Source organism: Ornithinimicrobium pekingense DSM 21552 (assembly GCF_000421185.1).
Classification (GTDB): Bacteria; Actinomycetota; Actinomycetes; order Actinomycetales; family Dermatophilaceae; genus Ornithinicoccus; species Ornithinicoccus pekingensis.
Window position 1 is genome coordinate 237,360 of record NZ_ATWJ01000008.1, and the last position, 26,530, is coordinate 263,889.

The following is a 26,530-nucleotide window of genomic DNA, read 5'->3' on the forward strand; positions in this document are numbered from 1 at the left end:
CGGACCCCGACCCGGACGACAGGCATGGACACCGACCCCTTCCCCACGGCGCGCCGGACGGCCCTGCTCGGCACGACCGCCCTGCGGCGGCTGTGGGTGCGGCTGGGGCTGCCGCCCGACGAGCCCCGGGTCCTGTCCAACCGCGGGTCGCTCATGGTCCGCATGCCCCGCGCCGGGGTGGTCGCCCGGGTCTCCACCCACACCGGCGCCCAGCGACGGGACCCCGGCTGGTGGCTTCGCACCGAGGTCGCCGCCGGGAGGATCGCGGCCGCGGCGGGAGCGGGGGTGGTCCCGCCCGCGACGCACCCGGACGCCGGGCCGCACGAGGTGGACGGGCTCTGGGTCTCGCTGTGGACCGACCTGGGTGACGGGGGTGGCGACAGGCCGGAGCCGTTGGCCGCGGCGCGGGCGCTGGCCCGCTGGCACCGGGCCCTCGAGGGCGCGGACGGCACCGCCCTGCCCGCCCTGACAGTGGCGCGCGGGGTCATCAGCGAGCCGCTGGAGCACGCGCGACGGCACGGCTTCCTCGACGCTGCGGAGCACGCGGCGCTGCGGCGCGAGCACGAGGAGGCGCTCGCGGGGATCGAGGGTCGCGGGTCGCGGCAGGTGGTGCTCCACGGCGACGCCCACCGCGGCAACCTGCTGCGCGCGGCCGACGGGTCGTGGGTGTGGAACGACCTGGAGGAGGCCTGCCGGGGCCCGCTCGAGTGGGACCTGGCCGTCCTCGGCACCACCCCGACGCCACAGCTGGGGGCGCGGGCCCTGTCCGCCTGCTGCGCGCTGCTGGGACGCGAGGTGCCCTCGGCGGAGGAGCTGGCCCCGTGGCTGCGGCTGCGGCGGCTGGAGGGCAACGCCTGGGCCATCGGGTGCGCGGTCACCTTCCCCGAGCGGTATGCCGAGGGCGCGCGGCGGTTCGTCGCGGAGGTGGTCGGCCGGCCCGGGGGGCACTGACCTGCCGCGGGCGACGGGTCAGTCCACGGGGGCCTCGCCCGCGTCGTGGACCAGCAGCGCGACCTGGACGCGGTTGGACAGCCCGAGCTTGGCCAGGATGCTGGAGACGTGGGCCTTGACGGTCGGCACGCCGAGGTAGAGCTCGCGGGAGATCTCGGCGTTGGAGCCGCCGCGGGCGACGGCCCGGGCGACCTCGCGCTCCCGGTCGGTCAGCGCCGCCAGGCGGCCGCGCGCACGGGCCGCCCGCTCGTCGACGCGGCCCGTCCCGGCACCGGAGGAGACCTGGTCGACGAGCAGCGCGGTGACCGAGGGCGACAGGGCGTGGTCGCCGCCCGCCACCTCGTGCACCGCTGCGACGAGCCGGTCGGGCGGGGTGTCCTTGAGCACGAACCCCCGCGCACCCGAGCGCAGCGCCTCGACGACGTGGTCGTCGGCGTCGAAGGTGGTCAGCACGAGCACCCGGGCGGAGGGATAGGCCGCCAGGACGGAGCGGGTGGCCAGCAGCCCGTCCACCCTGGCCATCCGGATGTCCATGAGCACGACGTCGGGGCGGTGGCGGCCGACCAGCTCGACGGCGCGGTCGCCGTCGTCCCCCTCGGCGACCACGTCCACCCCGTCCGGGCCGCCGAGCATCATCCGCAGGCCGGCGCGCACCAGCGGGTCGTCGTCGACGATGACCACCCTGGGACGGCCCTCACCCATCGTCTCCTCCTCGACCCGGCCACGGCAGCCAGGTCCGCACCACGAAGTCGGTCACCTCGACGCCCGCCTCGAAGCGCCCGCCCGCCAGCTGCACGCGCTCGGCCAGGCCGGCCAGCCCGCGGCCGCCGGAGGGGAGCGTACCCTCCGCGACGGGTGGCGTCGGGTTGGCCACCGTGATGGACAGGCCCCGCCCGGGACGCCCGTCGACGTGCACGGTGACCGGTCGGCCCGCCGCGTGGCGGCGGGCGTTGGTCAGGGACTCCTGGACGACGCGGTAGGCGTGACGGCCGGTGCTCGCCGGCAGCGACAGCGACCGCCGCCACAGGTCCTCCTCGACGCTCAGCCGGACCTGCTGGCCGCTGCCGGTCACCTCGGCGAGCAGGGCCGGGATGTCGCTCAGCCCCGGCTGCGGAGCCTCGACGCGACGCTCGCCGCCCTCGCGGTCGTCGTCCCTGAGCACCCCGAGCACCTCGCGCAGCTCCTCCAGCGCCTGGTGCGCGCCGGACCGGACGACCTCGGCGGCCTCGACCCGCTCCTGGTCCGTCAGGTCGGGACGGTGGGCCAGGGCTCCGGCGTGCATGGCGACGAGGGAGAGCCGGTGGGCGAGCACGTCGTGCATCTCCCGCGCGATCCGGGCACGCTCGGCGAGCTGGGCCTGCGCGACGCGTGCCGCCTGCTCGCTGGTGGCGGTCTCCGCCTGGCGGCGCCAGCTCGCGACGAGCTCGCGCCGCGACCCGACGTTCCAGCCGATGAGGACCACGACGCCGTAGAGGAGCAGCGCGAACGCCACGTAGACCAGCCCGTCGACGAGCCAGCCCTGACCGGTGAGGCTCTCCCGGAACTCCGCGGGGGTCGTCCAGGGCACGACCAGGCGCTCGTGCGCGGCGCCCACCACCCCGTTGAGCACGCCCAGCCACACCAGCGGCCACAGCCGCCGCCGGGTGGCCAGGGACATCACCGCCAGGAACACCGGCCCCACCGCGAGCACCGACACGGCGGACAGCACCGTGGCCACCACGGCGACGGCCACCGGCCGGCGCCGCCGGAAGGCCACGAGGACCAGGGCAAGGTGTCCCACCAGCAGGTCGAGGAGCAGGAAGGCCCCGGCCACGGCCGCGTCCAGGTCGGACCGCGCGTTGAGCATGAGCGGGCTGACGTAGACCACGAAGAAGACCATGCCGAGCAGCCACGCCACCACCAACCGCCAGGCGTTGCGCCACAGCGGGAGGCGCTCGAAGTCGCGTGCTGCCGAACCGGCCGTCGCCGCCGTGGGGGGCGGGGACGCGACGGACAGGGACGGCATACCGAGATGCTAGGTGGCCCGTCGCGGTCGGGACGACCGTCTTCCGTCGGGGGCGACCCCCTCCTTCGGTAGGGGGTGGCCGCGGGCCGTGCCCGACCGACGGCCGCACCTGCCAGACGCACGGCCGATGTCCCGGGCCCGGCCCGGCGGCGAGCCTGGGGACATGATCCAGATCGAGAACCTGACCAGGCGCTACGGCGGCTTCACCGCCGTGGACGACATCACCTTCACCGCCCGGCCGGGGCGGGTGACCGGCTTCCTCGGCCCGAACGGCGCCGGCAAGTCCACCGCCATGCGGATGATGGTCGGCCTGACCACCCCGAGCTCGGGCACCGCGCTGGTGCTCGGACGGCCCTACCGCGCGCTGCCCACACCGACACGGCACGTCGGGGCGATGCTCGACGCGACGGCGCAGCACGCGGGGCGGACCGGGCGGGAGACCCTCAACCTCGCGGCCGTCATGGCCGGGCGCGGGCGTCGCGACGTCGACGCGGCCCTGGAGCGGGTGGGGCTGACCTCCCGGGAGGCGGAGCGTCGCGTCGGCAACTACTCGCTCGGCATGCGGCAGCGGCTCGGCCTCGCCGGTGCCCTGATCGGCGACCCGCAGGTGCTCGTCCTGGACGAGCCCGCCAACGGCCTGGACCCGGCGGGGATCCGGTGGATGCGCGGCCTGCTGCGCGACTTCGCCGCGGAGGGCGGCACGGTGCTGCTCAGCTCGCACCTGCTGCACGAGGTGGAGCAGATCGCCCAGGACCTGGTCATGATCGGCCGGGGGCGCATCGTCGCCCAGGGCACCAAGGAGGAGCTCCTGCAGGCCGGCGGCACCCTCGTGCGCTCGCCCGACCTGGCCGGGCTGGGCACGGCGCTGGAGCGGGACGGCCACGAGGTGACGCTGCGCGCCGAGGGTGACCTGCGCACGACGGCGACGGCGGAGGAGGTCGCCCGGCTAGCCCTGGCGGCGCAGCTGCTCGTCACCGAGCTGCGCACCGCCGGGGGCAGCGGGCTCGAGGAGATGTTCCTGCAGCTCACCGCGGCGGACGCCCGGGAGACCGGCGCCGAGGGCGTCGCGGCATGAGCACGACCACCCCCAGAGCCGGCACGACCGGCACGACCCGCCCGACCCGCACGACCCTCGAGGAGAGCGCCATGACCACGACCGCCCGACCGGGGACCGAGACGGCATACCCGCCGCAGATCGACGCGGTGGGCGCACTGCCCTTCTCCCGGCTGCTGCGCACCGAGCTGCGCAAGCTCATCGACACCCGCGCAGGGCGGTGGCTGGTCGTCGCCATCCTGGTGATCACCGCGCTGTCGATGGGCGTCACGCTGTGGCTCAACCGGGAGACCGGCACCGGCATGCTCGGGCTGATGCTGGCGGCCAACATCCCGCAGGCGCTGCTCATCCCGATCCTGGGCGTCATGACGGCGGCCAACGAATGGGGCCAGCGCACCGCACTCATCACCTTCACCCAGGAGCCCCGCCGGCTGCGGGTGATGGCCGCCAAGACGCTCGCCGCGGTGCTGCTGGGCCTCGGGGTGCTCCTCGTGACGACCCTGCTGGCAGCCGCCGCCCACACGGTCTCGGTCTCCGCCGCCGGTGGGGGTGAGGTCGACGCGTGGCTGGGCTGGCCGTTGACCGTCAACCTGCTGGTGCTGCAGACCATCGGGGTCCTCATGGGCGTGGCCTTCGGCGCGCTGTTCCTCAACGTGCCGGTGGGCATCGTCGCCTACTTCCTCGTCCCCATGCTCTCGCCGCTGCTCTTCCTCACCACGGCGTGGCTGCGGGAGAACTCAGCCTGGCTGGACATGTCCGTCGCCCAGGGCGCGCTCCTCGGCGACGAGTGGGCGACCGGTGAGCAGTGGGCCCAGGTGGGCACCACGAGCGCGCTGTGGATCCTGCTGCCGCTGGCCGTCGGCTTCTGGCGGGTGGCCCGGCGCGAGGTGAAGTGACGAGCCGGTGCTCGTCTCAGTCCGGGAACGGCCAGCCGTGGGGACGCCAGAGCGCCAGCGCGGTGCTGCCCGAGCTGGCCCGTGGCCGGGTGCCGGCCCGCAGCGCGATGACCTCGCCGGAGCGGCCGGCGGCGAAGACCCGCTGCGACTGGCCCAGGGCCTCGCGCAGGGCGTGGTTCTCCGCGGTGAGCTCGGCGAGCCGGCTGCGCATCGCCTCGACCTGCATCTCCAGGTCGAGGATGCGCTGGATCCCGGCGAGGCTCACGCCCTCGGTGGAGAGGCGCTGCACCTCCCGCAGCCGGTCGATGTCGCGGGAGGAGTAGCGCCGGCCACCGCCCCGGGTGCGGGACGGGGTGACCAGGCCGAGGCGGTCGTACTGGCGCAGGGTCTGGGCGTGCATCCCTGCCAGCTCGGCCGCCACCGAGATCACGTAGACGGGGGTGTCACGGTCGACCACGGGTCATCACGCCCTCGCCTGACGCATCAGCTCGCTGCGGGGGTCGGCCGCCCCCTCCTCGTCGCGGAGGGTCTCGACCGCCTCGCGCGCGGCGTCGGACAGCCGCTGCGGCACGACGACCTGCACCCTGACGAGCAGGTCGCCGGTGCCCTTGCTGGTCTCGATGCCCCGGCCCTTGACGCGCAGCACACGCCCTGAGGGGGTGCCCGGGGCGATCCGGACCTTGACGGTGCCGCCGTCCAGGGTCGGCACGGCGACCGTGGCTCCCAGCGCGGCCTCGCTGAAGGTGACCGGCAGGTCCACGGTGAGGTTGTCGCCGTCCCGGCCGAAGACGGGGTGCGGGCGCACGGTCACGTGCAGGATCAGGTCGCCCGGCTCCCCGCCCTGGACCGGGGAGGGCATCCCCTTGCCGCGCAGCCGGATCTTCTGGCCGTCCTTGACGCCGGCCGGGATCCTGGTGGTGATGCGTCCGCCGTCGGGCTTGCTGAGGGTGACGGTGTCACCGCTCGCCGCGGCACGGAAGTCGATCGCGGTGCGGGCCTCCACGTCCTGGCCCTTGGCCGTACCCCGCTGCCCGCGCTGGCCGAAACCGCCGGGGAAGCCCTGGCCACCACCGGGGAAGCCCTGGCCGCCGCCGGGCTGGAAGCCACCGGCGCCGCCGAAGGCACCGAGCAGGTCCTCGAGGTCGATCCCGCCCCCGCCTCCGGTGGAGAAGCGCACGTTCTGGGCGCCGCCGCCACCGCCGAACATCTGGGCGAAGACGTCCTCGAAGCCGCCGCCACCGGGCCCACCGGGGCCGCCGGCGGTGAACCGGGCTCCGCCGCCCATCGCGCGGACGGCGTCGTACTGCTTGCGCTGCTCGGGGTCGGAGAGGACCGCGTAGGCCTCGCCGATGTCCTTGAACTTCTGCTCCGCCGCCGCGTCACCGGGCTTGGAGTCCGGGTGCCACTCGCGCGCGAGCTTGCGGTAGGTCTTCTTCAGCGTCTTCTCGTCGACGTCCTTGGGGACGCCGAGGATCGCGTAGAAGTCCTTCTCCATCCAGTCCTGGCTGACCAACGGTCCTCACCTCCTTCGTCTTCTCGACCTTCTCCCGACCGAGGTCACGGTCTGTACGCCATTGTCCCCACCGACGACGCCGTGTGCCCGCATCTGCGGCCACCGGGGACTCCGGGTATGGCGTGCACGCCGCGTCCCCGGTCGGGGGTGGGGCGTGCACGCCACGTCCTCGGTCGGTCAGGCGGGGTCGGCCACCGCGACGCGTGCCGCGCGGACGACCTTGTCGTTGACCACGAACCCCGGCTGGATCACCTGCACGACCGTCATCTCCGTCGAGCCCTCGGGCAGCTCGACGCCGGGGCTGTCGGCCGGCAGGTGCATGAGCGCCTCGTGCACGGTGGGATCGAAGACGTCGCCGACCTCGCCCACGCGCCGGACGCCGAACCGCTCCAGGGTGACCTCGAGCTTGTCCGCGATCGCCCGCAGCGGGGTGCCCTCGCCGAGGTCACCGTGCTCGCGGGCCGAGTGGATGTCGTCCATGACCGGCAGCAGGGCCTCGATGACCGAGGAGACCGCGCGGTCCTTGTCCGCCTCGCGCTCCCGCTGGGTGCGGTTGCGGAAGTTGACGAACTCCGCCTGCATCCGGCGCATCTCCTCCAGCCGCTCGGCGGCCAGGGCGGTGTCCGGGTGCGCGTCGTCACCGGCAGCGCCGGCGTCGGTCACGCCGGTGTCCGCACCGGCATCGCCGTCGGCCTGGCCGGGCGCCGGCTCGGGCGCGGTCTGCGGGGTGCGCGGCTGACCCGTCTCGGGGTCGATGCGCCGCTTGTCCCGGATGACCGGCCCCGAGCCGGGGTGCTCCTCGTCGCGAGGAGCACCCCCGGTCTGGGTGCCGAAGCTGTCCGTCACTTGGTCTCCTCGTCGTCGACGACCTCGGCGTCGACCACGTCGTCACCACCGGCGTCGGCCGACCGGTCGGGGTCGACGTCCGCGGCACCGGTCGCGTCCGCGAAGCCGGCCCCCGCACCCGCGCCACCGGCGGCGGCGCCCTGCGCGGCATACATGGCCGACCCCATCTTCTGCGACTCGGTCGAGAGGGTCTCCATCTTGGCGCTGATGTCCTCGACGGAGGCGCCGGACTCGGGCTTGAGGGCCTCCTTGAGGTCGTTCAGCGCCGTGTCGACCGGGCCCCGGGTGTCCGCCGGGACCTGCTCGCCGTTGTCGGCGAGGAACTTCTCGGTCGAGTAGACCAGCTGCTCGGCGGTGTTGCGGGTCTCGGTCTCCTCCTTGCGCTTGCGGTCCTCCTCGGCGTGCGCCTCGGCGTCCTTGACCATGCGCTCGATCTCGTCCTTGGGCAGCGCGCTGCCGCCGGAGATCGTCATCGACTGCTCCTTGCCCGTGCCCCGGTCCTTGGCGGAGACGTGCACGATGCCGTTGGCGTCGATGTCGAAGGTGACCTCGATCTGCGGGACGCCGCGGGGGGCCGGGGCAATGCCGGTCAGCTCGAAGTTGCCGAGCAGCTTGTTGTGCTGGGCGATCTCGCGCTCACCCTGGTAGACCTGGATGCCCACCGACGGCTGGTTGTCGCTGGCCGTGGTGAAGACCTCGCTGCGCTTGGTCGGGATCGCGGTGTTGCGCTCGATCAGGCGGGTCATGATGCCGCCCTGGGTCTCGATGCCCAGGCTCAGCGGGGTGACGTCGATGAGCAGCACGTCCTTGCGCTCACCCTTCAGGACACCGGCCTGCAGCGCGGCGCCGACGGCGACGACCTCGTCGGGGTTGACGCCCTTGTTGGGCTCCTTGCCACCGGTCATCTTCTTGACCAGGTCGGTCACGGCCGGCATGCGGGTCGAGCCGCCGACGAGCACGACGTGGTCGATCTCGTCGAGCTTGATGCCGGCGTCCTTGATCACCTGGTCGAACGGCGCCTTGGTGCGCTCCAGCAGGTCGCTGGTCATCTGCTCGAACTGCGCGCGGGTGAGGGTCTCGTCCAGGTGGACGGGGCCGTTCTCCCCCATCGACAGGTACTGCAGGTTGATCGTGGTGCTGGTGCCCGAGCTCAGCTCCTTCTTGGCCTGCTCGGCGGCGTCCTTGAGGCGCTGCAGCGCGATCTTGTCCTTGGCCAGGTCGACGCCGGACTGGTTCTTCACCGTTGTGACCAGGTGGTCGATGATGCGCTGGTCCCAGTCGTCACCACCGAGCTTGTTGTCACCGTGGGTGGCCTTGACCTGGATGGTCGCGAAGCCGTCCTCGGCGTCCTTGCCCACCTCGAGCAGGGAGACGTCGAAGGTGCCGCCACCGAGGTCGAAGACGAGGATGAGCTCGTCCTCCTTGCCCTTGTCCAGGCCGTAGGCCAGCGCGGCGGCGGTCGGCTCGTTGACGATGCGCAGCACGTTGAGGCCGGCGATCTCACCGGCGTCCTTGGTGGCCTGGCGCTCGGCGTCGTCGAAGTAGGCCGGGACGGTGACGACCGCGTCGGTCACCGGCTCGCCCAGGTAGGCCTCGGCGTCGCGCTTGAGCTTCATGAGGATCCGCGCGCTGATCTCCTGCGCGGTGTAGTGCTTGCCGTCGATGTCCTGGGTGGTCCAGTCCGTGCCCATGTGGCGCTTGACGGAGCGGATGGTCCGGTCGACGTTGGTGACGGCCTGGCGCTTGGCGACCTCACCGACCAGCACCTCGCCGTTCTTGGCGAAGCTGACGACCGAGGGGGTGGTCCGCCCGCCCTCGGCGTTGGCGATGATCTCCGGCTCGCCGCCGGTCAGGACCGCGACCGCGGAGTTGGTGGTGCCCAGGTCGATGCCGACTGCACGTCCCATGTGGTGGTCTCCTTCGGGTATGAGGTGCGCCGCACCCGGGCGGGTGGACGCGGTTGACACGTCAGGACTCAACTCTGTGCGGCGCGGTCGATCTTGTCAAGCTCGCGCTCACCGAAGTTGAGTTCACCTGGCTCAACCTGCGCCCGGGCGGATGTGTTCCCCGGGCGGCTCCACCCCTCCCGTGCTGCGCCCGGGCCCCGGACGGCCTAGCGTGCTGCCCATGGCTACCGACACCGCGCCGCTGACCGCCCTCGCGCTCAACTGCACGCTGAGCCCCTCCCCCGCGGAGTCCAGCACCCAGGTGCTCGCCCAGCAGGTGCTGGACGCCCTGGCCCGGCACGGCGTGAGCGGCTCGCAGGTGCGCGTCGTCGACCATGACGTGCGACCGGGCGTCGAGAAGGACATGGGCGACGGCGACGAGTGGCCGGCCATCCGCGAGCAGGTGATGGAGGCCGACATCCTCGTGCTCGCCACGCCCACCTGGATGGGCCAGCACACCAGCGTGGCCCAGCGGGTGCTGGAGCGGCTCGACGCCGAGTTGTCGGAGACCGACGACGAGGGGCGGCTGCTGACCTTCGGCAAGGTGGCGCTGGCCGTGGTGGTCGGCAACGAGGACGGGGCGCACCACATCAGCGCCGTCCTCTTCCAGGCGCTCAACGACGTCGGCTTCACCGTCCCGGCCAACGGCGTGACCTACTGGAACGGCGAGGCCATGCACACCGTGGACTACAAGGACCTCGACGAGACGCCGGAGGCGACCGCCTCGGCCACGGCGACCGCGGCCACCAACGCCGCCCACCTGGCCCGGCTGCTGCGCCTGGACGGCTACCCGGCGGTCTGAGGCAACCTTTCCCCGTCCCCCCGCGACACAGGGGTATGACGTGGCTCCACGTCATACCTCACCCGGGCAGCCGCCCGGACGACGCAAGGGGAAGAGACCATGGGGACGCGACGGACCCGACGACAGCTCACCGCACTGGCCGCGGCAGCGGCCCTGGCCGCCGGGCTCGGGGCACCCGCCTCGGCCCTGGCCGGCCCGGCCACCACCCTCGCCACGACGGCGCGGCCCTACTGCGGGATCACCTGGGGCTCGCTGGCCAAGGCCAACGCGGTCTCGCACACCACCGGCACCCTCAGCGGGGTCCGGTCCGGGCGCCACGACTGCTTCGACCGCCTGGTCCTCGACGTCGCGAAGGTGCCCCGGTCGCTCAGCTACGACGTGCGCTACGTCACCACGGTGCGCGAGGACGGCAGCGGCAGGGCCGTGCCGCTCAAGGGCGATGCCGACCTGCGGATCGTCCTGCGGGCGCCGGCCTACGACGACCAGGGGCGCGCGACCTTCACACCGCGCAGCCGCACGAACGTCGTCGACGTCACCGGTTACTCCACCTTCCGGCAGGTGGCCTGGGCCGGCAGCTTCGAGGGACAGACCACGCTGGGCCTGGGCGTGCGCGCCCGGCTGCCGATGCGCGTCTTCGTGCTGGACGGGCCCGGTGACGGCGCGCGGCTGGTGATCGACGTCGCCCACCGGTGGTGAGCCCTGCGCGGCGCCCGCGTCGGTCGGACCGGCGCGGGCGCCGCCGCGTCTCCCAGGATGAGGGGTATGGAGCTCCTGCTGCTCGGCGGAACCGCCTTCCTCGGCCGCCAGATCGCCCTGTCCGCCCTGGCCGACGGCCACTCGGTCACCTGCCTGGCCCGGGGCAGCGCCCCGCCGCCGGAGGGCGTCACCTTCGTCCCCGGTGACCGCGACGACGACGCCGCCGACGCCCTGGCCCCCGTGGCCGGTCGTCGCTGGGACGCCGTGGTCGACCTGACCAGCCAGCCCGGCCGTGCACGCAGGGCGCTGCGCGACCTGCGGGCCGACCACTGGGTGTTCGTGTCCACGGCCAACGTCTACGCCGGGACGACGCCGGCCGGCCACCGCGAGACCGACGCCCTGACGCCGGCGCTGCAGGCCGAGGTCATGGCCGGGCCCGAGGACTACGGGGCTGCCAAGGTGGCCTGCGAGCAGCTCTACGCCGGGTCGGGCACGACCGCGACGCTCGTGCGCTCCGGGCTGATCGGCGGGGCGGGCGACACCTCGGGCCGGTCGGGCTACTGGCCGTGGCGCTTTGCGCACCCGGTCGGCGACGGGTCGGCCGTCGCCGTGCCCGACGACCCCGGCTTCCCCTGCGCGCTCGTCGACGTGCGCGACATCGCCTCCTTCGTCGTCACCGCCGCCCGCGAGCGCCTCGACGGGCCCTACAACGTCACGGGGCCGACCACACCGCTCTCGGAGGTGCTCGCGACCGCGGCCGAGGTGGCGGGGACGGCCGCCCGGCCCCACCCGGTGCCCCCGGCCCGGCTGGCCGAGCTCGGCGTGAACCCGTGGATGGGGCCGCGCTCGATGCCGCTGTGGATCGACGACCCCACCATGCGCGGCTTCGGGACCATGGACACCTCCCGGGCCCGTGCCGCCGGGCTGGTGACCCGGCCGCTGGCCGAGACGCTGCGCGCGGCCCTGGCCTACGAGGAGAACCGCGAGGGCGAGCGACCGACCGGGCTCACCGACGAGGAGGAGCACGAGGTGCTGGCCGCGGTGCGCTGAGGCAACGGCATACCCTCGGGGCGTGGAGCCGCTGACGACGGACGCGCCCGGCACCGCCCTGGTCCTCGAGGGCGGCGGGATGCGTGCGTCCTACACCTCCGGGCTGGTCGTGGCCCTGCTCGAGGCCGGGGTCCACCTGGGCTGGGTGGGTGGCGTCTCGGCCGGGTCGAGCAACACGGTCAACTACGTGGCGCGCGACCCGTGGCGTGCCCGGCACAGCTTCACCGACTTCGCCGCGGACCCCCGGTTCGGCGACTGGCGGACGTTCGTGCGCGGGCAGGGGCTGTTCAACGCGCGGTACATCTACGAGGAGACCGGGCTGCCGGGCGCCGCGCTGCCCTTCGACTGGGAGACCTTCGCCGCCAGCCCCGCGGCCGTGCGGATCGGCGCCTTCAACGCCACGCGCGGCGAGCAGGTCTACTGGGGCCGCGAGGACCTCCCCACGATGGACGACCTCATGGTGCGCGTGCGGGCCTCGTCGACCATGCCGGTCGTCATGCCCCCGGTGACGATCGGCGGCGAGGTCTGGGTCGACGGGGCGCTCGGGCCCTCCGGCGGCATCCCGCTGGACGCGGCGCGCGCCGACGGCTACCAGCGGTTCCTGGTCGTGCTGACGCGCGGGCGCGACTACGTCAAGACACCCTCGCGCCACGACTGGTACCTGCGCCGGCACTTCCGGCGCCTGCCCTCCGTGGCCGAGGCCCTCCGGCAGCGGCCGGCGCGCTACAACGCCGTGCGCGAGGAGCTGTGGGAGCTGGAGCGGGCCGGCACGGCCTACGTGTTCGTGCCCGGGGCCATGCCGGTGGGCAACGGCACCCGCGACGTCGCGCGGCTGCGCGCGAGCCACGAGGCGGGCCTGGCGCAGGCGCGCCGCGAGCTGCCGGCGATCCGGGAGTTCCTCGGTCTCTGACCGCGCGTGCCATGCTCCGGGTATGGAGTCATCCGCCGGCACCGGACTGGTCACCACCGAGGTGGAGGGGCAGGTCGCGCACGTGCGGCTGGCGCGACCGGACAAGCTCAACGCGCTGACGCTGGGGATGCTCGACGAGCTGGTCGCGACCGCGCGGGCACTGCGGGACGACCGTGAGGTCCGGGCGGTGGTGCTCAGCGGCGCCGGCGAGGCGTTCTGCGCCGGGCTCGACCTGCGGGCCGCGCTGGGCGAGCCGCGCGGGATCGCCCGGCGCTTCGTCCCCGGGCTGCGCGGCACCAACGTCTTCCAGGAGGCGTGCTGGGCGTGGCGCCGGCTGCCCGTCCCGGTGGTCGCGGTCGTCCACGGCCACTGCCTCGGCGCCGGTCTGCAGCTGGCGCTCAGCGCCGACCTGCGCGTCAGCACCCCGGACGCGCAGTGGTCGGTGCGCGAGGTGCGCTGGGGGCTCGTGCCGGACATGAGCGGGACGCGCTCGCTCGTGGAGCTGGTCGGGCTGGACGTCGCCAAGGACCTGACGCTCACGGCCCGGACCGTGACCGGCACCGAGGCGCACCGCCTGGGGCTGGTGACGCGGCTGTCGGAGGATCCCCACGCCGAGGCCGCCCGCCTCGTCGGCCAGATCGTCGAGCACGACGCCGAGGCCGTGGCCTGGAGCAAGCGGCTGCTGGACCGGGCGGTGGCCTCCTCGTCCCGGGCGGTGTTCCGCCGTGAGCGTCTCGCCCAGCTGCGCCTGCTGGCCCGGATGGACCGCGGCGGACTGCCCGGGCGGGCCTCCGACCGGGCCGCGTCGGCCTAGCTCAGGCCTCCACGCCCCCCGACGCGACGGCGTCGTCCCCCGGCTCGTCGAGGAAGTCCGCCAGGATCGTGGACAGCTCCTCCGGCCGGTCCACGTTGACGAGGTGCCCCGCGCCCTCCACGACCCTCAGCCGCGCGTCCGCGATGCCGGAGGTCAGCGCCCGCGCCGCCGCCTGGTTGACGACGTCCTTGGCCCCGACGAGCACGAGCGTGCGGGCGGTGATCCGCGGCAGCGCGTCGGTCAGGTCGAGGGCGCGGACGACCTTCTGGCTGCGCAGCACCTGGTCCTTGGAGACCCCCGCGTCGACGAACCGCGACCGGGGGATCATCCGCAGCAGCGCGCCCTGCATCCGCATCACCGACCGCGGCGGGCGCACCTGGCCGCCGACGAGCACGAGCCGCCGCACCCGCTCGGGGAAGTCTGCCGCCAGCTGGGCGGCCACCATCGCCCCGTACGACACCCCGCACAGGTCGACCTGCTGCATACCCTCGAGCATCAAGGTGGTGTCGAGCGCCGCCGCGGCCTGGCCCATCGGCAGCGGCTCCTTCTCGGTCGGTCGCAGCCCGGGCACCCACGGCGTGAGCAGCCGCCGCGAGCCGTAGAGCCGGACGACGACGTCCTCCCACGCCATCGGCGCCTGACCGCCGGCGTGCAGGAGGACGAGGGGCGGCGGAGGGTCGGTCGGTCCGGTCACCCTCGCAGGGTATGCGGTGCGCCGGGCGGGGCGAAGGGTCAGGCGCCGTGGGGGTCGGAGACGCAGAACTCGTTGCCGGCCGGGTCACGCAGCACCGTCCAGGCGAACCCGTCGTGGTCGTGGTTGCGGACGACGCTGGCCCCCAGCTCCACCAGGCGCGCGACCTCCTGCGTCCGCTCGGCGCCGGACAGGTCGAGGTGGAGCCGGTTCTTGCCGGGGGTCGGCTTCTCCACGCGCTGGAAGGCGAGGGCGGGCCGGCCGCGCAGGATGACGAAGTCGGGCAGGTCCGTGCCGACCTCGGTCTGCAGGGCCTGGCGCCAGAAGTCCGCCAGCTCCTGGGGCTCCTCGCAGTCGACGGTCACCATGTCCACCGACAGGCTGCTCTTCCTGCTGTCGTCGCTCATGACCGTCAGTCTGGCGGATCCGACCGCCGCGCGCAGGGGGACGGCCTCAGGCCGTGACGGACCCCCGCTCGCGGGCGGCGGCGACCAGCTGGTCGAAGAGTCCGCGCACGGCGTCCTCCGGGGCCGCCTCGAGGACCTCGCCCTCGGGCGTGAGGTCCTCGCCGAAGCGCAGGCCGGGGCCGTCCAGGCGCACGGTCTGCAGGCGGTCGAGGACGGTCGCCAGGGCGCCGGTCGCGGCGGTCGCCCCGCCCCAGCCGTAGCCGACCACGCCGACGGGCAGGCCGTTCCACTCGGCGTGGAGGGTGTCCAGGGCGTTCTTGAGCACGGCCGGGTAGCCGCCGTTGTACTCGGCCACCGTCAGGACGAGCGCGTCGTAGCCGCGGACCCGCTCGGACCAGGCGATCGTGCTGGGCTGGTCGTACTCACCGGCCGAGGGCATCTGGCCGTCGGCCAGGAAGGGCAGGCCGATCGCGGCCAGGTCGACGATCTCGACCTCGGTGCCGTAGGGGGCCAGGCCGGCGACCCAGCCGGCGACCTTGGGGCCGATCCGGGCGGGGCGGGTGGTGCTGACGACGACGCCGATCGTGGGGAAGCTCATGCAGGCGTCAATGAGTGACGGTTCAACGACATTCCCGTGAGCGCCCGGCTGTGGCGCACGCCATACCCTGACCTGGTGACCGGACGGATCGAGGTGCGCGGCGCCCGCCTGCACAACCTGCGCGACGTCGACGTCGACCTCCCCCGCGACGCCTTGGTGGCGGTCACCGGCGTCTCGGGCTCCGGCAAGTCCAGCCTGGCGTTCGGCACGGTGCACGGGGAGGCGCAGCGCCGCTACCTCGACTCGGTGGCCCCCTACGCGCGGCGGCTGATCCACACCGCCGTCGACCCGCAGGTCCGTGACGTGCGCGGCCTGCCCCCGACCGTCGCGCTCGAGCAGGGGCGGGGCGGCGCCGGGGCCAGGTCGACCGTCGGCACCGTCACGACGACCGGCTCGACCCTGCGCATGCTCTGGTCGCGCTGCGGCACCTACCCCGCGGGAGCCGGCCACCTCGACTCCGACTCCTTCTCCCCCAACACCCCGCTCGGCGCCTGCCCGGCGTGCGGCGGGCTGGGGGTGGTGCACGAGCCGACCGAGGCGTCGATGGTGCCCGACGACTCGCTGTCCATCGCCGAGGGCGCCGTCGCGGCGTGGCCGGGCGCGTGGCTGGGCAAGAACTACCGCGACATCGTCGCCACCCTCGGCCACGCCGTCGACGTCCCCTGGCGCGAGCTGCCCCGGGCCACCCGCGACTGGATCCTCTTCACCGACGAGCAGCCCGTGGTCACCGTCGTGCCCACCCGCGACGCCGCGCGCATCAACCGGCCCTACCAGGGCACCTTCTCCTCGGCCGCCCGCTACGTCCGCCGCACGCTGGCCGAGACCAGGAGCGCCACGCAGCGCGAGCGGATGCTCCGGTGTGTCGTCACGCGCCCGTGCGGCACGTGCGGCGGGCGCCGCCTCCGGCCGGAGGCGCTGGCCGTCACCTGGCAGGGGCTGGCGGTCGACGAGGCCTCGGGGGTGCCGGTCGACGGGCTGCTCGCGACCGTCCGCGAGCGCCTGGACGAGCTGGCGGTGCTCCTGGAGCGCGACGCGCGGCAGCAGGCCGAGACCTTGCTGCTGGAGGACCTGGCCGGGCGGCTGGGGCTCATGGCCGAGCTCGGGCTGGGGCACCTGACCCTGGGCCGGTCGAGCACCAGCGTCTCGGCGGGCGAGCTGCAGCGGCTGCGGCTGGCGACCGCGTTGCGGTCGGGGCTGTTCGGCGTGGTCTACGTCCTGGACGAGCCGTCGGCCGGGCTGCACCCGCGCGACACCGACCGGCTGGTCGACCTGCTGCGCCGCCTCGTCGGGGCGGGCAACACGGTGGTGGTCGTCGAGCACGACATGGGGATCGCGAGCCGCTGCGACTGGGTCGTCGACGTCGGTCCGGGCGCCGGTGCCCAGGGCGGGGAGGTCCTGTGGTCCGGCCCGCCCGCGGGCCTGGTGGGTGTCGACGCGTCGGTCACGGCGCGCTACCTCGCCGACCGGGTCCACACGGCCGAGATCCGCCAGGGGCCGCGCCGTCCCGGGACCGGCACCCTGCACCTGGCCGGGCTGGCGCGGCACACGGTGCGCGGCGTCGACCTCGACCTGCCCCTGGGGACGTTGACGGTCGTCACCGGCGTCTCCGGGTCGGGCAAGACCAGCCTGCTCGACGCGGTCCACGACGTCACCGGCGCCGACCTCGCCCGGGTCGAGGACCAGCCCGACGACGACCCCGCCGACGACGACGCGCCGGCCACCGGGAGCGTGACCGCGACCGGTGACGGCATACCTCGACGGGTCGTGCGCATCACCCAGCGGCCGATCGGCCGCTCGCCGCGCTCCACCCTCGCCACCTACACGGGCCTGTGGGACCACGTGCGCCGGCTCTTCGCGGCGACGCCGGACGCGCGCGAGCGGGGGTGGACGGCCACCCACTTCAGCTTCAACACCGCCGCCGGGCAGTGCCCGACCTGCGGCGGCGAGGGAGCGGTGGCCGTCGAGCTGCTGTTCCTGCCCGGCACCTACTCCACCTGCCCGACCTGCCGCGGCGCCCGGTTCGACGCCCAGACCCTCGAGGTGACCTGGGAGGGCCGCACGGTCGCCGACCTGCTGGCGATGACGGTCGTGCAGGCAGCGGAGGTGCTGGCCGGGGTGCCGCCGGCGCGGCGCGCCCTGGACGCCCTCGACGCGCTGGGCCTGGGCTACCTCACCCTCGGGCAGCCGGCCACCGAGCTGTCTGGCGGCGAGGCCCAGCGCATCAAGCTGGCGACCGAGCTGCAGCGCGAGCGTCGCGCGCCGACGCTCTACCTCTTCGACGAGCCGACGACCGGCCTGCACCCGGCCGACGTGCACCGGCTGCTGGCGCAGCTGCACACGCTGGTCGACGCCGGCCACACGGTGCTGGTCGCCGAGCACGACGAGGCGGCGGTGGCGACGGCCGACGTCGTCGTCGAGCTGGGCCCGGGTGCCGGTGACGAGGGCGGTCGCGTGGTCAGCGTCCGGCGATAGGGCCGGGCCCCGCACACTGGAGCCATGCGCATCGCCCTGCTCGCGGCCGGCAGCCGCGGCGACCACCAGCCCCTGGTCGCCGTGGGGCGCGGTCTGGCGGCACGCGGCCACGACGTCGGCGTCACCGCCACCTCCGACTACGTCGACCTGGTCCGGGCCGGCGGGCTGCGGCCCGAGGAGGTCCGGATGGACCTCATGCGCCGCTACCGCGAGGAGGTGCTCACCGGACCGGGGATGCCGGAGGACCTGCACGGGCAGCTGGGGATGATCGGCGAGATGGCCCGGGTGCTGGCACCGGAGGTCAGCCGGACGATGCGCGACCTGGCACCCCGCTACGACGGCTTCGTCACCACCGCGCTGAGCGCCACCTGGCCCGGCCTCTTCGTCCCCGGACCCTCGCGGCCGCAGGTGCTGATGATGTTCGTCCCGGCGCTGCCGTCCGTGCACGGTGACTCGAGCCTGTTCTCGGTCGCGCGGGGTCGCTCGCTGCGCAACCTGGCCGCCGGGGCACGTGGCATGTGGTCCGCGCTCGGTGCCGTCGCCCCGGGCGTCGAGCCGGGCACCGCCGGGGTCACGCGGCGCGACCGGCGCCGTGCCGCGCTGCAGCTGGCGACCGCCCCGGCCTTCGTCGCGAACACCCCTCAGCTCGTCACCCCCCGCCGCGTGGCGGGCCGGCGGGTGCGCAGCGTCGGCTACCCCTTCACCGACAGCCCGCCCGGCACGGCGCTGCCTGCAGAGGTCGAGGCGTTCCTCTCGGCGGGGCCCCCGCCGGTCTTCGCCGGGCTCGGCTCGCACACCGTCCCGGCCGTCCGCGACGCCCTGCGCAGCACGGTCGACGCGGCCCTCGGGCTGGGCCGGCGCGTGCTCGTCATGCGCGGGTCGGGTCTGGAGGACGAGCGCGGGTATGACGGGCGCGTCGCCTTCGTCGGCGAGGCGCCCCACGACCTGCTCTTCCCCCGTGTCGCCGCCGTGGTCCACCACGGCGGCGCCGGCACCACCGCCGAGGCGCTGCGGTCCGGACGGCCGCAGGTGGCGGTCCCGTTCACGATGGACCAGCCCTGGTTCGGCCGGCGGCTGCACGAGATCGGCGTCGCGGCCGCCCCGGTCCCGGCGGACGCGGCCGGCAGCCCCACCGGTGCCGCCGCCCTCCGCGCGGCCCTGGCCGTGGCGCTGGGCCCGGGCGTCCGGGCCAGGGCGCAGCAGGTGTCTGTCGCGGTGCGCGGCGAGGACGGCGTCGCCGGCGCCGTCGCCGAGATCGAGACGGCGCTGCTGCGTGGCCCCCACGAGCGCCCGTAGACAAGGTTGTGCACCGCAGACACGGTTGGCGACGTGGTGCGCGGTGCACAACCTTGAGTGGCCGGCCGCCGTCCACCCGCGGGGCGTGCGTGGCGGGACGGACCACCGCAGAGACTGTGCGGCGCCTACGCTGGGGCCATGGCGGGCGTGGCGCGGGCGGCGGCGGCCGGCGCTGTGCTCGCGCTGGCGCTGACGGCCTGCTCAGGCGGAGCCGACGACACCGGCGGCTCCGACGAGCCCGTCGCGGCGCCCACCCCCGACGCAGTGGACGTGACCACACCGGGGGCTCCCAGCGGCCCGACCGACGACAGCGACGTCACCGGCGCGACCGCACCCGGCGGCGCCACGACCGAGGACCCCACCACCGAGGACGCACCGGCGGCCGCGCCGGACGGCCTCGACGTCGAGGTCGTCCTCGACGGGCTCGCGCTGCCGTGGGACGTGCAGCTGCTGCCCGACGGCACCGCGCTGGTCACCGAGCGGGCCGGCCGGCTGCTGGCCGTCGACGACCCGCCCGGGTCCGCCGGGGCCCGTGAGGTGTCGATCGACCTGTCCGAGCTCTTCGTCGGCAGCGAGGCGGGGCTGATGGGCCTGGCGGTCTCGCCGCAGTTCGAGCAGGACCGCACGATCTTCCTCTGCCACGCGGCGCAGCCGACGGGCGGGCGCCCGGACGTCCGGGTCACCCGGTGGACCCTGGACGCGGACGTGACCGCGGCGACCCAGGACGCCGTCGTCGTGGACGGCATACCCCTGACGTCGGGACGGCACTCGGGCTGCCGTCTGCTCGTCCTGCCCGACGGCACCCTGCTCGTCGGCACCGGTGACGCCGCCGACGAGCGCAACCCGCAGGCGCTGGACTCCCTCGGCGGCAAGGTCCTGGCCGTCACCCCCGACGGGGACCCGGCGGACGCCGACGGTCACGTGGAGGGCGCCGACCCGCGCATCCTCACCTACGGGCACCGCAACGTGCAGGGCCTGGCACTGCAGCCCGGCACTGACCCCGCCCGTGTGTGGTCGGTCGAGCACGGTCCCGACGTCGACGACGAGGTCAACGTCCTCGTGCCGGGCGGCAACTACGGCTGGGATCCGGGCCCCGGCTACGACGAGTCGGTGCCGATGACCGACACGGGCGCCTTCCCGGACGCGGTCGGCGCGGCCTGGAGCAGCGGAGCACCCACGCACGCCACGAGCGGCGCCGTCTTCCTCGAGGGCGAGCAGTGGGGCGCCTGGGACGGGGCGCTGGCCGTGGCCGAGCTCAAGGGCAGCGGGGTCACGATCTTCGACGTCGACGGCCAGGAGGTCCTCGGCACCGTCCGTCCGCCGGAGCTCGACGGGACCTACGGGCGGTTGCGGTCGCTCACCCTCGACGACGACGGCGCGCTGTGGGTCACCTCCTCCGACGGGCAGGGTGACGTCCTGCTGCGCGTGACGCCCGGCGGCTGACCTCGACGTCGGTCACGCTCCGAGCCGCCGGCGCACCTGCTCGAGCCGCTCCACCTGGCGGCGCACCTGCCGCTCGTAGGCCTCGGCCCGCGGGTGACCGGCGAGCCGGGCGCTGCGACGTGGGTACAGGCTGACGAGCTGGGCGTGACAGAGCGCCAGCTCCTCCAGCGGCAGGTAGGCGGTGCCGCCCGCCCCCGCACCCTCCACCAGGAGCGCGACGACGAGGTCGAGGACCTCCTCGGGCTCGGCGCCGAAGAGGTGCAGCTTGGCCGCGTCGTTCATCACCAGGCCCTCGTGCGCCTGCTCCCAGTCGACCAGCACGACCCGGTCCTCGACGGACAGGACGTTGGAGGCGACGAGGTCGCCGTGGATGAACGACCGGCGCAGCTCGCCGTCCCGGTCGAGCAGGTCCTGCACCCAGGCGGCCAGGGAGGCGGGCACGACGTCGGTGCGGCACGTCTCGCGCCATCGCTCGGCGAACCCGCCGCCCCAGTGGTCGGTGAGGCGCACGGGCGTCACGCCGTGGCCACGGTGCACCGCGGCCAGCCCGGTGAGGATCTGCGGGGCGGCCGCGGTCAGCTGCCGCGCACCGGCCAGCGGCGCGCCCGGGAGCCACCGCTCCACGAGGTACGGCATACCTCCGCCGAGGACGCCGTGACCCACCATCGGCGGGACGAGGTCGGGCGCGTGCCGCTCGACGACCTCGTGGGCGCGCACCGCCCGCGCGACCCCGCTGCCGCTGCTCGGGCTCGGCGGCTGCACGACCAGGGTCAGGCCGGCGTCGGCGTAGACGGCGCGCAGCTTGGGTCGTCGCTGCAGGTCGAACTTGCCCAGCACGACGAGGTCCGCGGCCACCGGCGCGGGCAGCACGGTGACTCCCTCGTCGTCGGGGTCCCAGGCGGCACGCTGGCTGCGGCCCGGCACGAGGGCGGCCACCCGGGGGTCGAGCTCGGGCCGACGCACCACCCGGTCACGCCCGAGCAGCAGCACGTCGTCCGCCCGACCCGGCAGCGCCGGCTCTGCGCGCTCCGCCTCGGCGACGAGCGCGAGGGCCTCCCGCAGCCGCGCCACCGGGTCGTCGGTGGCCGCGTGCGGCGCGTCGTCAGCGAGGCTCCGGCGCGCGGCCCGGGCCACCGACGCCCGGCCGGGGCGCAGGTCGTCGAGCAGCAGCGGCACCGACCATCCCTCCCGCTCCCACGCCTCCTGGTCGGCCACGCTGCGCGCGACCCACCGGGGGACACGGCCCAGGTGCTCGCGCACGAACGCCCCGGCCGACTCGAGGTCGCGGGGCGGCTCCTGCACCGACGGGGGCACGGCAGCCACGAGGACGCGGTCGGCCGTGGCCCGCGGCAGCGGGACGGCCGGCAGGGCGAGCACCGACGGCTCCAGCACCACCAGGACCTCGGCGTGCACCGCGTCTGTGTCGGTGACCAGGTCGACCCTTCCCTGCCTGGCCGCGTCGAGCAGCTCAGGGCTCCAGCCGGGTGAGGCGGCACCGGCACGCGTCAGGTCCTCGCGGCCCAGCACCGCCACCGGCGGCCGGTTCCCGTCGACCGGGTCACCGCCCCCGAGCACGAGGGAGCGGAGCTCCTCGTCGACCCCGGCCGGCAGCGGGTCGGCCTGGTCGACGACCACGACCAGCGGGTATGCCGTGCGCGCCGGCCGGGCGCCGGGCAGGTCCCGCACGAAGCCGCGGGGCACCGGGAACGGCCGCATGCCCTCCCGCCGCAGCCGGACGTCCTCCGGTGCGTTCGCGCCGGCCCTGGCCAGCCCGGCGTGCCAGTGCCGGAAGGCGCTGCGGAAGAGCACCCGGTCGGGGCTGTGCCGGCCGAGCGCGAAGTCCGCCCGGGACAGCGACCCCGCCGCCAGCCGCGTGACGGCCAGCGGCCGCACGACGTTGACGACCCCGCCGACCAGCTCGAGCCGCTCCTGCAGCTCGGAGTCCGCGCCCTTGCGGATGGCGTCGAACCCGCCGACCTGCTCCAGGAGGTCCCGCCGGACGAGCAGCGAGCTCGCGTTCATCCGCTCCGGCCGGTAGCCGAACCACTGCCGTGTCAGGTCCGGCCGCGCCCGGATCGCGGTGCTCCGGCTGGCCGCCGCGGCGGGCGCCTCGTCGAGCGCGCCCACCTGCAGGGCGATCCGCTCCGGGTGCGACCAGTCGTCGGCGTCCTGGGTGGTCACGTGGTCACCGCGGGCCACGGCGAGCGCCGCGGCGCGCGCGAGGTAGGACCCGCCGTTGACCTCCTGCCGCAGCAGCCGCACCCGGTCGTCGAGGGCCTCGCACTCGGCGAAGAGCTCGGCATACCCCGGTCCGGAGGCGTCGTCGACCAGCAGCACCTCGAGGTTGCCCCACGACTGGGCGAGCACCGAGGCGACCGAGGTGACCAGCCCGCGGTCGGGCCGGAAGGCCGGGACGACGACCGACACGAGCGGGCCGTCCACGGACCGGTCGGCCGTCAGCCGGAGCCCGTCGAAGACGGGCCGGAGGGAGGGGTCGACCTCCGGGCCGCGCAGGTCGCGGGCGACGAAGCGCGACCCCAGCAGCTCCTGCCACCGCTCGTGCGTCGCCGGCTGCTGCGTCCCCTCCGCGTGCGGGTTGACGAGGTCGGCCCGCAGCCCCTCGACCACGTCCGCGCTCACCCCGTCGAGCTGCTCCAGCCCCTGGCGCACGAGGTCGTGCCGGCCGAGGAGGAAGGCCGCCTGCAGGTAGTGCCGCCGCTCGACGGGCCGCAGCGCACGCGGGCCGCGGGCGGCCACCACCTGGCGGTAGAGCTCGACCCCCGCCCGCTGCTCCACCTCGTCGCGGGCCGCCCCGAACCAGGCCGTCGCGAGGGCCACCGCGAAGGGCAGCGTGCTGCCCGGCACCGTCGCCCGGTCCGGGACAGGGGCGCCGTCGGCCAGCCGGACGGCCAGCGACCGGGCGGGGGCGCCGGCGCGGGCGTGCCGCGCCAGCGCGTCGAAGGTCGCGTCGTGCTGCCCGCGGAGCGCCGCGCCGAGCAGCCGTTCCTCGGGCGGGGCGACGGCAGGACGGGGCATGCCGCTCATTGTGCACGGCACGGGCCGGACTTCCGGTGCGTCGGCCCACGACCGTAGGGTTTGCCGCGTGAGCACCCACATCGCCGCGCAGCCCGGCCAGATCGCCCCCCGCGTCCTCCTCCCCGGCGACCCCCTCCGGGCCCGGTGGATCGCCGAGAACTTCCTCGAGGGGGCAGAGTGCTACAGCGAGGTCCGCGGGATGCTCGGCTTCACCGGCACCTTCCGCGGCGAGCGCGTCTCGGTGCAGGGGACGGGGATGGGGCAGCCGTCCGCCTCGATCTACGTCAACGAGCTCATCAAGGACTACGACGCCCAGCAGCTCGTGCGCGTCGGCTCCTGCGGCGCGCTGTCGGAGCAGCTGCGGGTCCGCGACGTCGTCATCGCCCAGGCCGCGGCGACCGACAGCTCGATGAACACCCTGCGCTTCCAGGGCTACCACTTCCCGCCCACCGCGACCTTCGCGCTGCTGCGCAACGCGGTCGAGGTCGCCGAGCGCGCGCAGGTCCGGCACATGGTCGGCACCGTCTTCAGCTCTGACAGCTTCTACCACTCCCGCGCCGAGCTCACCGCCAACGTCGTGGACTACGGCGTGCTGGCGGTCGAGATGGAGGCCGCGGAGATCTACACCCTCGCGGCGCGGCACGGGCGCCAGGCGCTCGGGGTCATGACCGTCTCCGACCACATCGTCACCGGCGAGGAGACCACCGCCCAGGAGCGCGAGCAGACCTTCGGCGACATGGTCACCGTCGCCCTGGAGGCGATGCTCGCCACCCCGCTGCCCGGCTGAGGCCGCCATCAGCGTGGGTCGGCGTGCTCCGGCGGCCACACCACGGTGAAGCGCTCGAGGACGATCTCCTGGTCCTCGGTCCACGACTCCCCCCGGGCTGCGCAGGTCCGGGTCCAGTAGCGGCGGTGCTCGCGCCGCCAGCTCTCCAGCGTCAGGTCGTCCTCGCCCTCGTCCCGGGCGAACGCCGTGTCGGCGGTGTCGATGGTGCCGATGCGCAGCTCGGTGCTGCGCAGGACCACCCGGGGAGTCCCCCTCCCGTCGCACGCGACCCAGTGCGAGCCGACCCGCGGCAGCTGCTCACCCTCGGCCACGAAGTCGGCCACCAGCGCCGACGTCGCGCGCTTCCCACCGGCCAGCACCAGCTCCAGCAGTTCGTCGGCCAGGGCCTCGGAGTCACCGAAGCGCTCGACGGTGTGCTCCGGGCAGGCGGCGACCGCCTCGGGGTGGGCAGCGGCATACTCCTGCCACAGCACGGACGCGGCGGCCCTGTCCGGCTCACCCGGGGGTATGCGGTGTGGTTCGCTCACCAGCGAACCCTCTCACCCGGGGGGATCACCCGGCGCGGCGGGCCACGACGTCGACGAAGACCTGCGGCAGCTCGCGGGGGTCGCGCAGCACGAGCGACTCCCCGCCGGCGGCGGCGGCCAGACGCTCCAGCGCGTCGGCGTCGACGTCCGGACCCATCCCGATGAGCACGACGGTCACGGGTCGGTCGCCCGGCGCGCGCGCCTCCTCGAGCCGCTCGACCACCTCGTCCTCGGACAGCCCGCCCGTGCTGTCGTCGTTGATGCCGTCGGTGAGCAGCAGCACCGAGCTGATGGCGTCGGGCCGGTAGTCCTCCTGCATGAACTGGTAGGCCGCCCAGAGGGCGTCGTGCAGGCCGGTGTCGCCCTGCAGGGTGTCCAGCCCGAGGTCCTCGGTCTCGGCCAGAAGGACGTCCTCGTGGGTGACCCCGCTGCGGACCTCCTCGTTGAGCGGGCGCAACGGCACGACCTCGACGAAGTCCGTGTCGTCGTCGAGCGCCGTGGCGAAGTACCAGAGCCCGATGGCCGTCTGCCCGGGCACGACCGCCAGGGCTGTCTGCGCGGCCTCGCGCGTGAGGTCGATGCGGGTGGTCCCCTCGCCGACGACCGCCTCCATGGAGCCGGAGATGTCGATGAGGGTGAGGATCCGCGACTGCGGCGCGATGACGGCCCAGGTGCGCGCCAGCCTGGCGCTGACCTCGGCGTCCGGCGCGGCCGCCTGCAGCGCCAGGTCCTCGGGGATCCCCGGCACACCGGGTGCCTCGCCGTCGGCACCGGGCCGCAGGTCCAGCGCGAGCAGGTCGGCGGCCCCGTCCTCGGAGAGCAGCTGCTCCTCGAGCGCGTCGACGGCCTCGGCGGACCCGGCGTCACCGACGCGCACGAAGGGCATCGTGACCGTCCCGACGCCGCCCTGCAGGGCGACGCCCCGCAGCTCCTCGCCGTCGGCGACGGCCCGGCCGAGCTGCTGCTCCGTGGCCGGCACGAGGGTCGTCGGGTCGCTGCGCACCGCCGCGAGGGGGTCCCCCTGGATGGAGCTCTGCGCGAGCAGCACCAGCAGGTTGCGGCCCGGGCTGCCGGGCTCGGACAGCCCTCCGAGCTGGTCGGAGGTGGAGCCGAGCAGCGCCATCGAGGCCGGGTCGGTGCGCGGGTCCCCCAGGCGCAGCGACACCTCGGGACCGCCCGAGGCGACGGACTCCTGGTACTGCTGCAGGACCTCGGCGAAGGTCGAGTCGGGGCCCACCCCGAGGTCGGCCAGACCGGCGACGACCTCCGGACGGCCGGTGAGCAGGACCGGGCTGGTGGCCACCGTCTGCCCGACGTCCAGGTCGGTGCCCGACTGCTCGACCAGCTGCGCCCACGCCAGCGAGCTGGGCAGCCACACGTCCGGCTCCTCCCCGTCGCGCAGGCTGGCCTGGAAGACGGCGGTGTCGCGCGAGACGACGGCGTAGGTGAAGCAGTCCGCCGACCCCTCGGCCGCCCGGTCGGCGGCCGACTCCACGGCCGGCAGCAGCTCCGGGGCGCTCCACACCGTCACGGCCTCGCAGCTCGGCGGACCCTCCACGGGTGAGCCGCCGCCGGACGCCCCCGCGCCGTCGGACTCCTCCGCACCGGTCGTGGCAGCCGCCCCGTCCCCGGAGGCGGCCCCGTCCGCGGGCCCCGCCCCGTCGCGGTCCAGCCACCAGAGCAGGCCGAGGCCCCCGACGAGGAGGACCACGACGAGAAGGACGACCATCCCTGCTCCGAAGTTCACGGGCTCCGGGGCGCTGTGCTTCGCCACTCTCGCAAAATAGCGC

Annotated in this window: 24 protein-coding genes; 12 read left to right on the top strand and 12 right to left on the bottom strand. The window is 74.9% G+C overall.

Annotated elements, in window-relative coordinates; translation table 11 throughout:
- Nucleotides 1–24: 24 nt before the first annotated feature.
- Nucleotides 25–951: a phosphotransferase family protein gene (locus K330_RS19625; protein WP_022921037.1), complete on the top strand. Its 927-nt coding sequence runs from the start codon at nucleotides 25–27 to the stop codon at nucleotides 949–951.
- Between the two features lie 18 nt (nucleotides 952–969).
- Here K330_RS19625 and K330_RS0106535 read toward each other — a convergent pair whose 3' ends face one another.
- Nucleotides 970–1,653 (bottom strand): response regulator, encoded by a 684-nt coding sequence (locus tag K330_RS0106535; protein WP_022921038.1) that lies wholly within the window; start codon nucleotides 1,651–1,653, stop codon nucleotides 970–972.
- Entirely contained in the window at nucleotides 1,646–2,956 is a 1,311-nt protein-coding gene (locus tag K330_RS19630; RefSeq protein ID WP_022921039.1) for a sensor histidine kinase, read from the bottom strand. The genes K330_RS0106535 and K330_RS19630 overlap by 8 nt, the downstream gene beginning before the upstream one ends.
- Before the next feature lie 163 nt (nucleotides 2,957–3,119).
- On the opposite strand from K330_RS19630, the gene K330_RS0106545 reads away from it, so the two are divergent.
- Nucleotides 3,120–4,031: an ABC transporter ATP-binding protein gene (locus tag K330_RS0106545; protein ID WP_022921040.1), complete on the top strand. Its 912-nt coding sequence runs from the start codon at nucleotides 3,120–3,122 to the stop codon at nucleotides 4,029–4,031.
- Entirely contained in the window at nucleotides 4,028–4,906 is an 879-nt protein-coding gene (locus tag K330_RS0106550) for an ABC transporter permease (protein WP_022921041.1), read from the top strand. The genes K330_RS0106545 and K330_RS0106550 overlap by 4 nt, the downstream gene beginning before the upstream one ends.
- A 16-nt stretch (nucleotides 4,907–4,922) precedes the next feature.
- Here K330_RS0106550 and K330_RS0106555 read toward each other — a convergent pair whose 3' ends face one another.
- The 4 genes from K330_RS0106555 to dnaK form a co-directional block, all read right to left on the bottom strand.
- Nucleotides 4,923–5,363 carry a heat shock protein transcriptional repressor HspR gene (locus K330_RS0106555; RefSeq protein WP_022921042.1) on the bottom strand — a complete coding sequence of 147 codons (441 nt, stop codon included), beginning with the start codon at nucleotides 5,361–5,363 and terminating at the stop codon, nucleotides 4,923–4,925.
- A gap of 6 nt (nucleotides 5,364–5,369) precedes the next feature.
- Complete coding sequence (locus tag K330_RS0106560; RefSeq protein WP_022921043.1) at nucleotides 5,370–6,419, bottom strand: DnaJ C-terminal domain-containing protein; 1,050 nt, start codon at nucleotides 6,417–6,419, stop codon at nucleotides 5,370–5,372.
- Nucleotides 6,420–6,596: 177 nt separating this feature from the next.
- Nucleotides 6,597–7,265 carry a nucleotide exchange factor GrpE gene (locus K330_RS24195; protein ID WP_022921044.1) on the bottom strand — a complete coding sequence of 223 codons (669 nt, stop codon included), beginning with the start codon at nucleotides 7,263–7,265 and terminating at the stop codon, nucleotides 6,597–6,599.
- Nucleotides 7,262–9,172 carry a molecular chaperone DnaK gene (gene dnaK / locus K330_RS0106570; protein WP_022921045.1) on the bottom strand — a complete coding sequence of 637 codons (1,911 nt, stop codon included), beginning with the start codon at nucleotides 9,170–9,172 and terminating at the stop codon, nucleotides 7,262–7,264. The genes K330_RS24195 and dnaK overlap by 4 nt, the downstream gene beginning before the upstream one ends.
- Nucleotides 9,173–9,392: 220 nt before the next feature.
- Here dnaK and K330_RS0106575 point away from each other — a divergent pair, with 220 nt between their 5' ends.
- The 5 genes from K330_RS0106575 (at nucleotide 9,393) to K330_RS19635 (ending at nucleotide 13,483) form a co-directional block, all read left to right on the top strand.
- On the top strand, nucleotides 9,393–10,013 hold the full coding sequence (locus tag K330_RS0106575; protein WP_022921046.1) for a flavodoxin family protein: 621 nt from the start codon (nucleotides 9,393–9,395) through the stop codon (nucleotides 10,011–10,013).
- A gap of 99 nt (nucleotides 10,014–10,112) precedes the next feature.
- On the top strand, nucleotides 10,113–10,709 hold the full coding sequence (locus K330_RS0106580; protein WP_022921047.1) for an AMIN-like domain-containing (lipo)protein: 597 nt from the start codon (nucleotides 10,113–10,115) through the stop codon (nucleotides 10,707–10,709).
- Between the two features lie 66 nt (nucleotides 10,710–10,775).
- Nucleotides 10,776–11,759: an NAD-dependent epimerase/dehydratase family protein gene (locus K330_RS0106585; RefSeq protein WP_022921048.1), complete on the top strand. Its 984-nt coding sequence runs from the start codon at nucleotides 10,776–10,778 to the stop codon at nucleotides 11,757–11,759.
- A gap of 22 nt (nucleotides 11,760–11,781) precedes the next feature.
- Complete coding sequence (locus K330_RS0106590) at nucleotides 11,782–12,669, top strand: patatin-like phospholipase family protein (protein ID WP_022921049.1); 888 nt, start codon at nucleotides 11,782–11,784, stop codon at nucleotides 12,667–12,669.
- 22 nt (nucleotides 12,670–12,691) lie between these two features.
- A complete protein-coding gene (locus tag K330_RS19635) occupies nucleotides 12,692–13,483 on the top strand; it encodes a crotonase/enoyl-CoA hydratase family protein (RefSeq protein WP_022921050.1) in 792 nt (263 codons plus the stop codon).
- A gap of 1 nt (nucleotide 13,484) precedes the next feature.
- On the opposite strand, the gene K330_RS19640 is transcribed toward K330_RS19635, so the two are convergent.
- Genes K330_RS19640 through K330_RS0106610 form a run of 3 tightly spaced genes read right to left on the bottom strand, consistent with a single transcriptional unit; the run spans nucleotide 13,485 to nucleotide 15,179 of the window.
- On the bottom strand, nucleotides 13,485–14,177 hold the full coding sequence (locus K330_RS19640; RefSeq protein WP_022921051.1) for an alpha/beta fold hydrolase: 693 nt from the start codon (nucleotides 14,175–14,177) through the stop codon (nucleotides 13,485–13,487).
- A 38-nt stretch (nucleotides 14,178–14,215) separates the two neighbouring features.
- Nucleotides 14,216–14,581 carry a VOC family protein gene (locus K330_RS0106605; RefSeq protein ID WP_022921052.1) on the bottom strand — a complete coding sequence of 122 codons (366 nt, stop codon included), beginning with the start codon at nucleotides 14,579–14,581 and terminating at the stop codon, nucleotides 14,216–14,218.
- Nucleotides 14,582–14,627: 46 nt separating this feature from the next.
- Nucleotides 14,628–15,179 (bottom strand): NADPH-dependent FMN reductase, encoded by a 552-nt coding sequence (locus K330_RS0106610; protein ID WP_022921053.1) that lies wholly within the window; start codon nucleotides 15,177–15,179, stop codon nucleotides 14,628–14,630.
- A gap of 36 nt (nucleotides 15,180–15,215) precedes the next feature.
- On the opposite strand from K330_RS0106610, the gene K330_RS0106615 reads away from it, so the two are divergent.
- The 3 genes from K330_RS0106615 to K330_RS0106630 all read left to right on the top strand — a co-directional run bounded on the left by K330_RS0106615 (nucleotide 15,216) and on the right by K330_RS0106630 (nucleotide 20,390).
- Nucleotides 15,216–17,651, top strand: coding sequence for an excinuclease ABC subunit UvrA (locus tag K330_RS0106615; RefSeq protein ID WP_022921054.1), 2,436 nt, complete (start codon nucleotides 15,216–15,218; stop codon nucleotides 17,649–17,651).
- Between the two features lie 24 nt (nucleotides 17,652–17,675).
- Nucleotides 17,676–18,947 (top strand): glycosyltransferase, encoded by a 1,272-nt coding sequence (locus K330_RS22510; protein WP_022921055.1) that lies wholly within the window; start codon nucleotides 17,676–17,678, stop codon nucleotides 18,945–18,947.
- 138 nt (nucleotides 18,948–19,085) lie between these two features.
- A complete protein-coding gene (locus K330_RS0106630) occupies nucleotides 19,086–20,390 on the top strand; it encodes a PQQ-dependent sugar dehydrogenase (protein WP_022921056.1) in 1,305 nt (434 codons plus the stop codon).
- 12 nt (nucleotides 20,391–20,402) lie between these two features.
- Here K330_RS0106630 and K330_RS24490 read toward each other — a convergent pair whose 3' ends face one another.
- Nucleotides 20,403–23,426 carry a glycosyltransferase gene (locus tag K330_RS24490; RefSeq protein ID WP_022921057.1) on the bottom strand — a complete coding sequence of 1,008 codons (3,024 nt, stop codon included), beginning with the start codon at nucleotides 23,424–23,426 and terminating at the stop codon, nucleotides 20,403–20,405.
- A 67-nt stretch (nucleotides 23,427–23,493) separates the two neighbouring features.
- Here K330_RS24490 and deoD point away from each other — a divergent pair, with 67 nt between their 5' ends.
- Nucleotides 23,494–24,213, top strand: coding sequence for a purine-nucleoside phosphorylase (deoD, locus tag K330_RS0106640; protein WP_022921058.1), 720 nt, complete (start codon nucleotides 23,494–23,496; stop codon nucleotides 24,211–24,213).
- Between the two features lie 8 nt (nucleotides 24,214–24,221).
- Here the strand turns inward: deoD and K330_RS0106645 are convergent, their stop codons facing one another.
- Both K330_RS0106645 and K330_RS0106650 read right to left on the bottom strand, forming a co-directional pair.
- Nucleotides 24,222–24,740, bottom strand: coding sequence for an ASCH domain-containing protein (locus tag K330_RS0106645; RefSeq protein ID WP_022921059.1), 519 nt, complete (start codon nucleotides 24,738–24,740; stop codon nucleotides 24,222–24,224).
- Between the two features lie 25 nt (nucleotides 24,741–24,765).
- Nucleotides 24,766–26,514, bottom strand: a complete 1,749-nt coding sequence (locus K330_RS0106650) for a substrate-binding domain-containing protein (protein ID WP_156875715.1) — start codon at nucleotides 26,512–26,514, stop codon at nucleotides 24,766–24,768.
- Nucleotides 26,515–26,530: the final 16 nt, after the last annotated feature.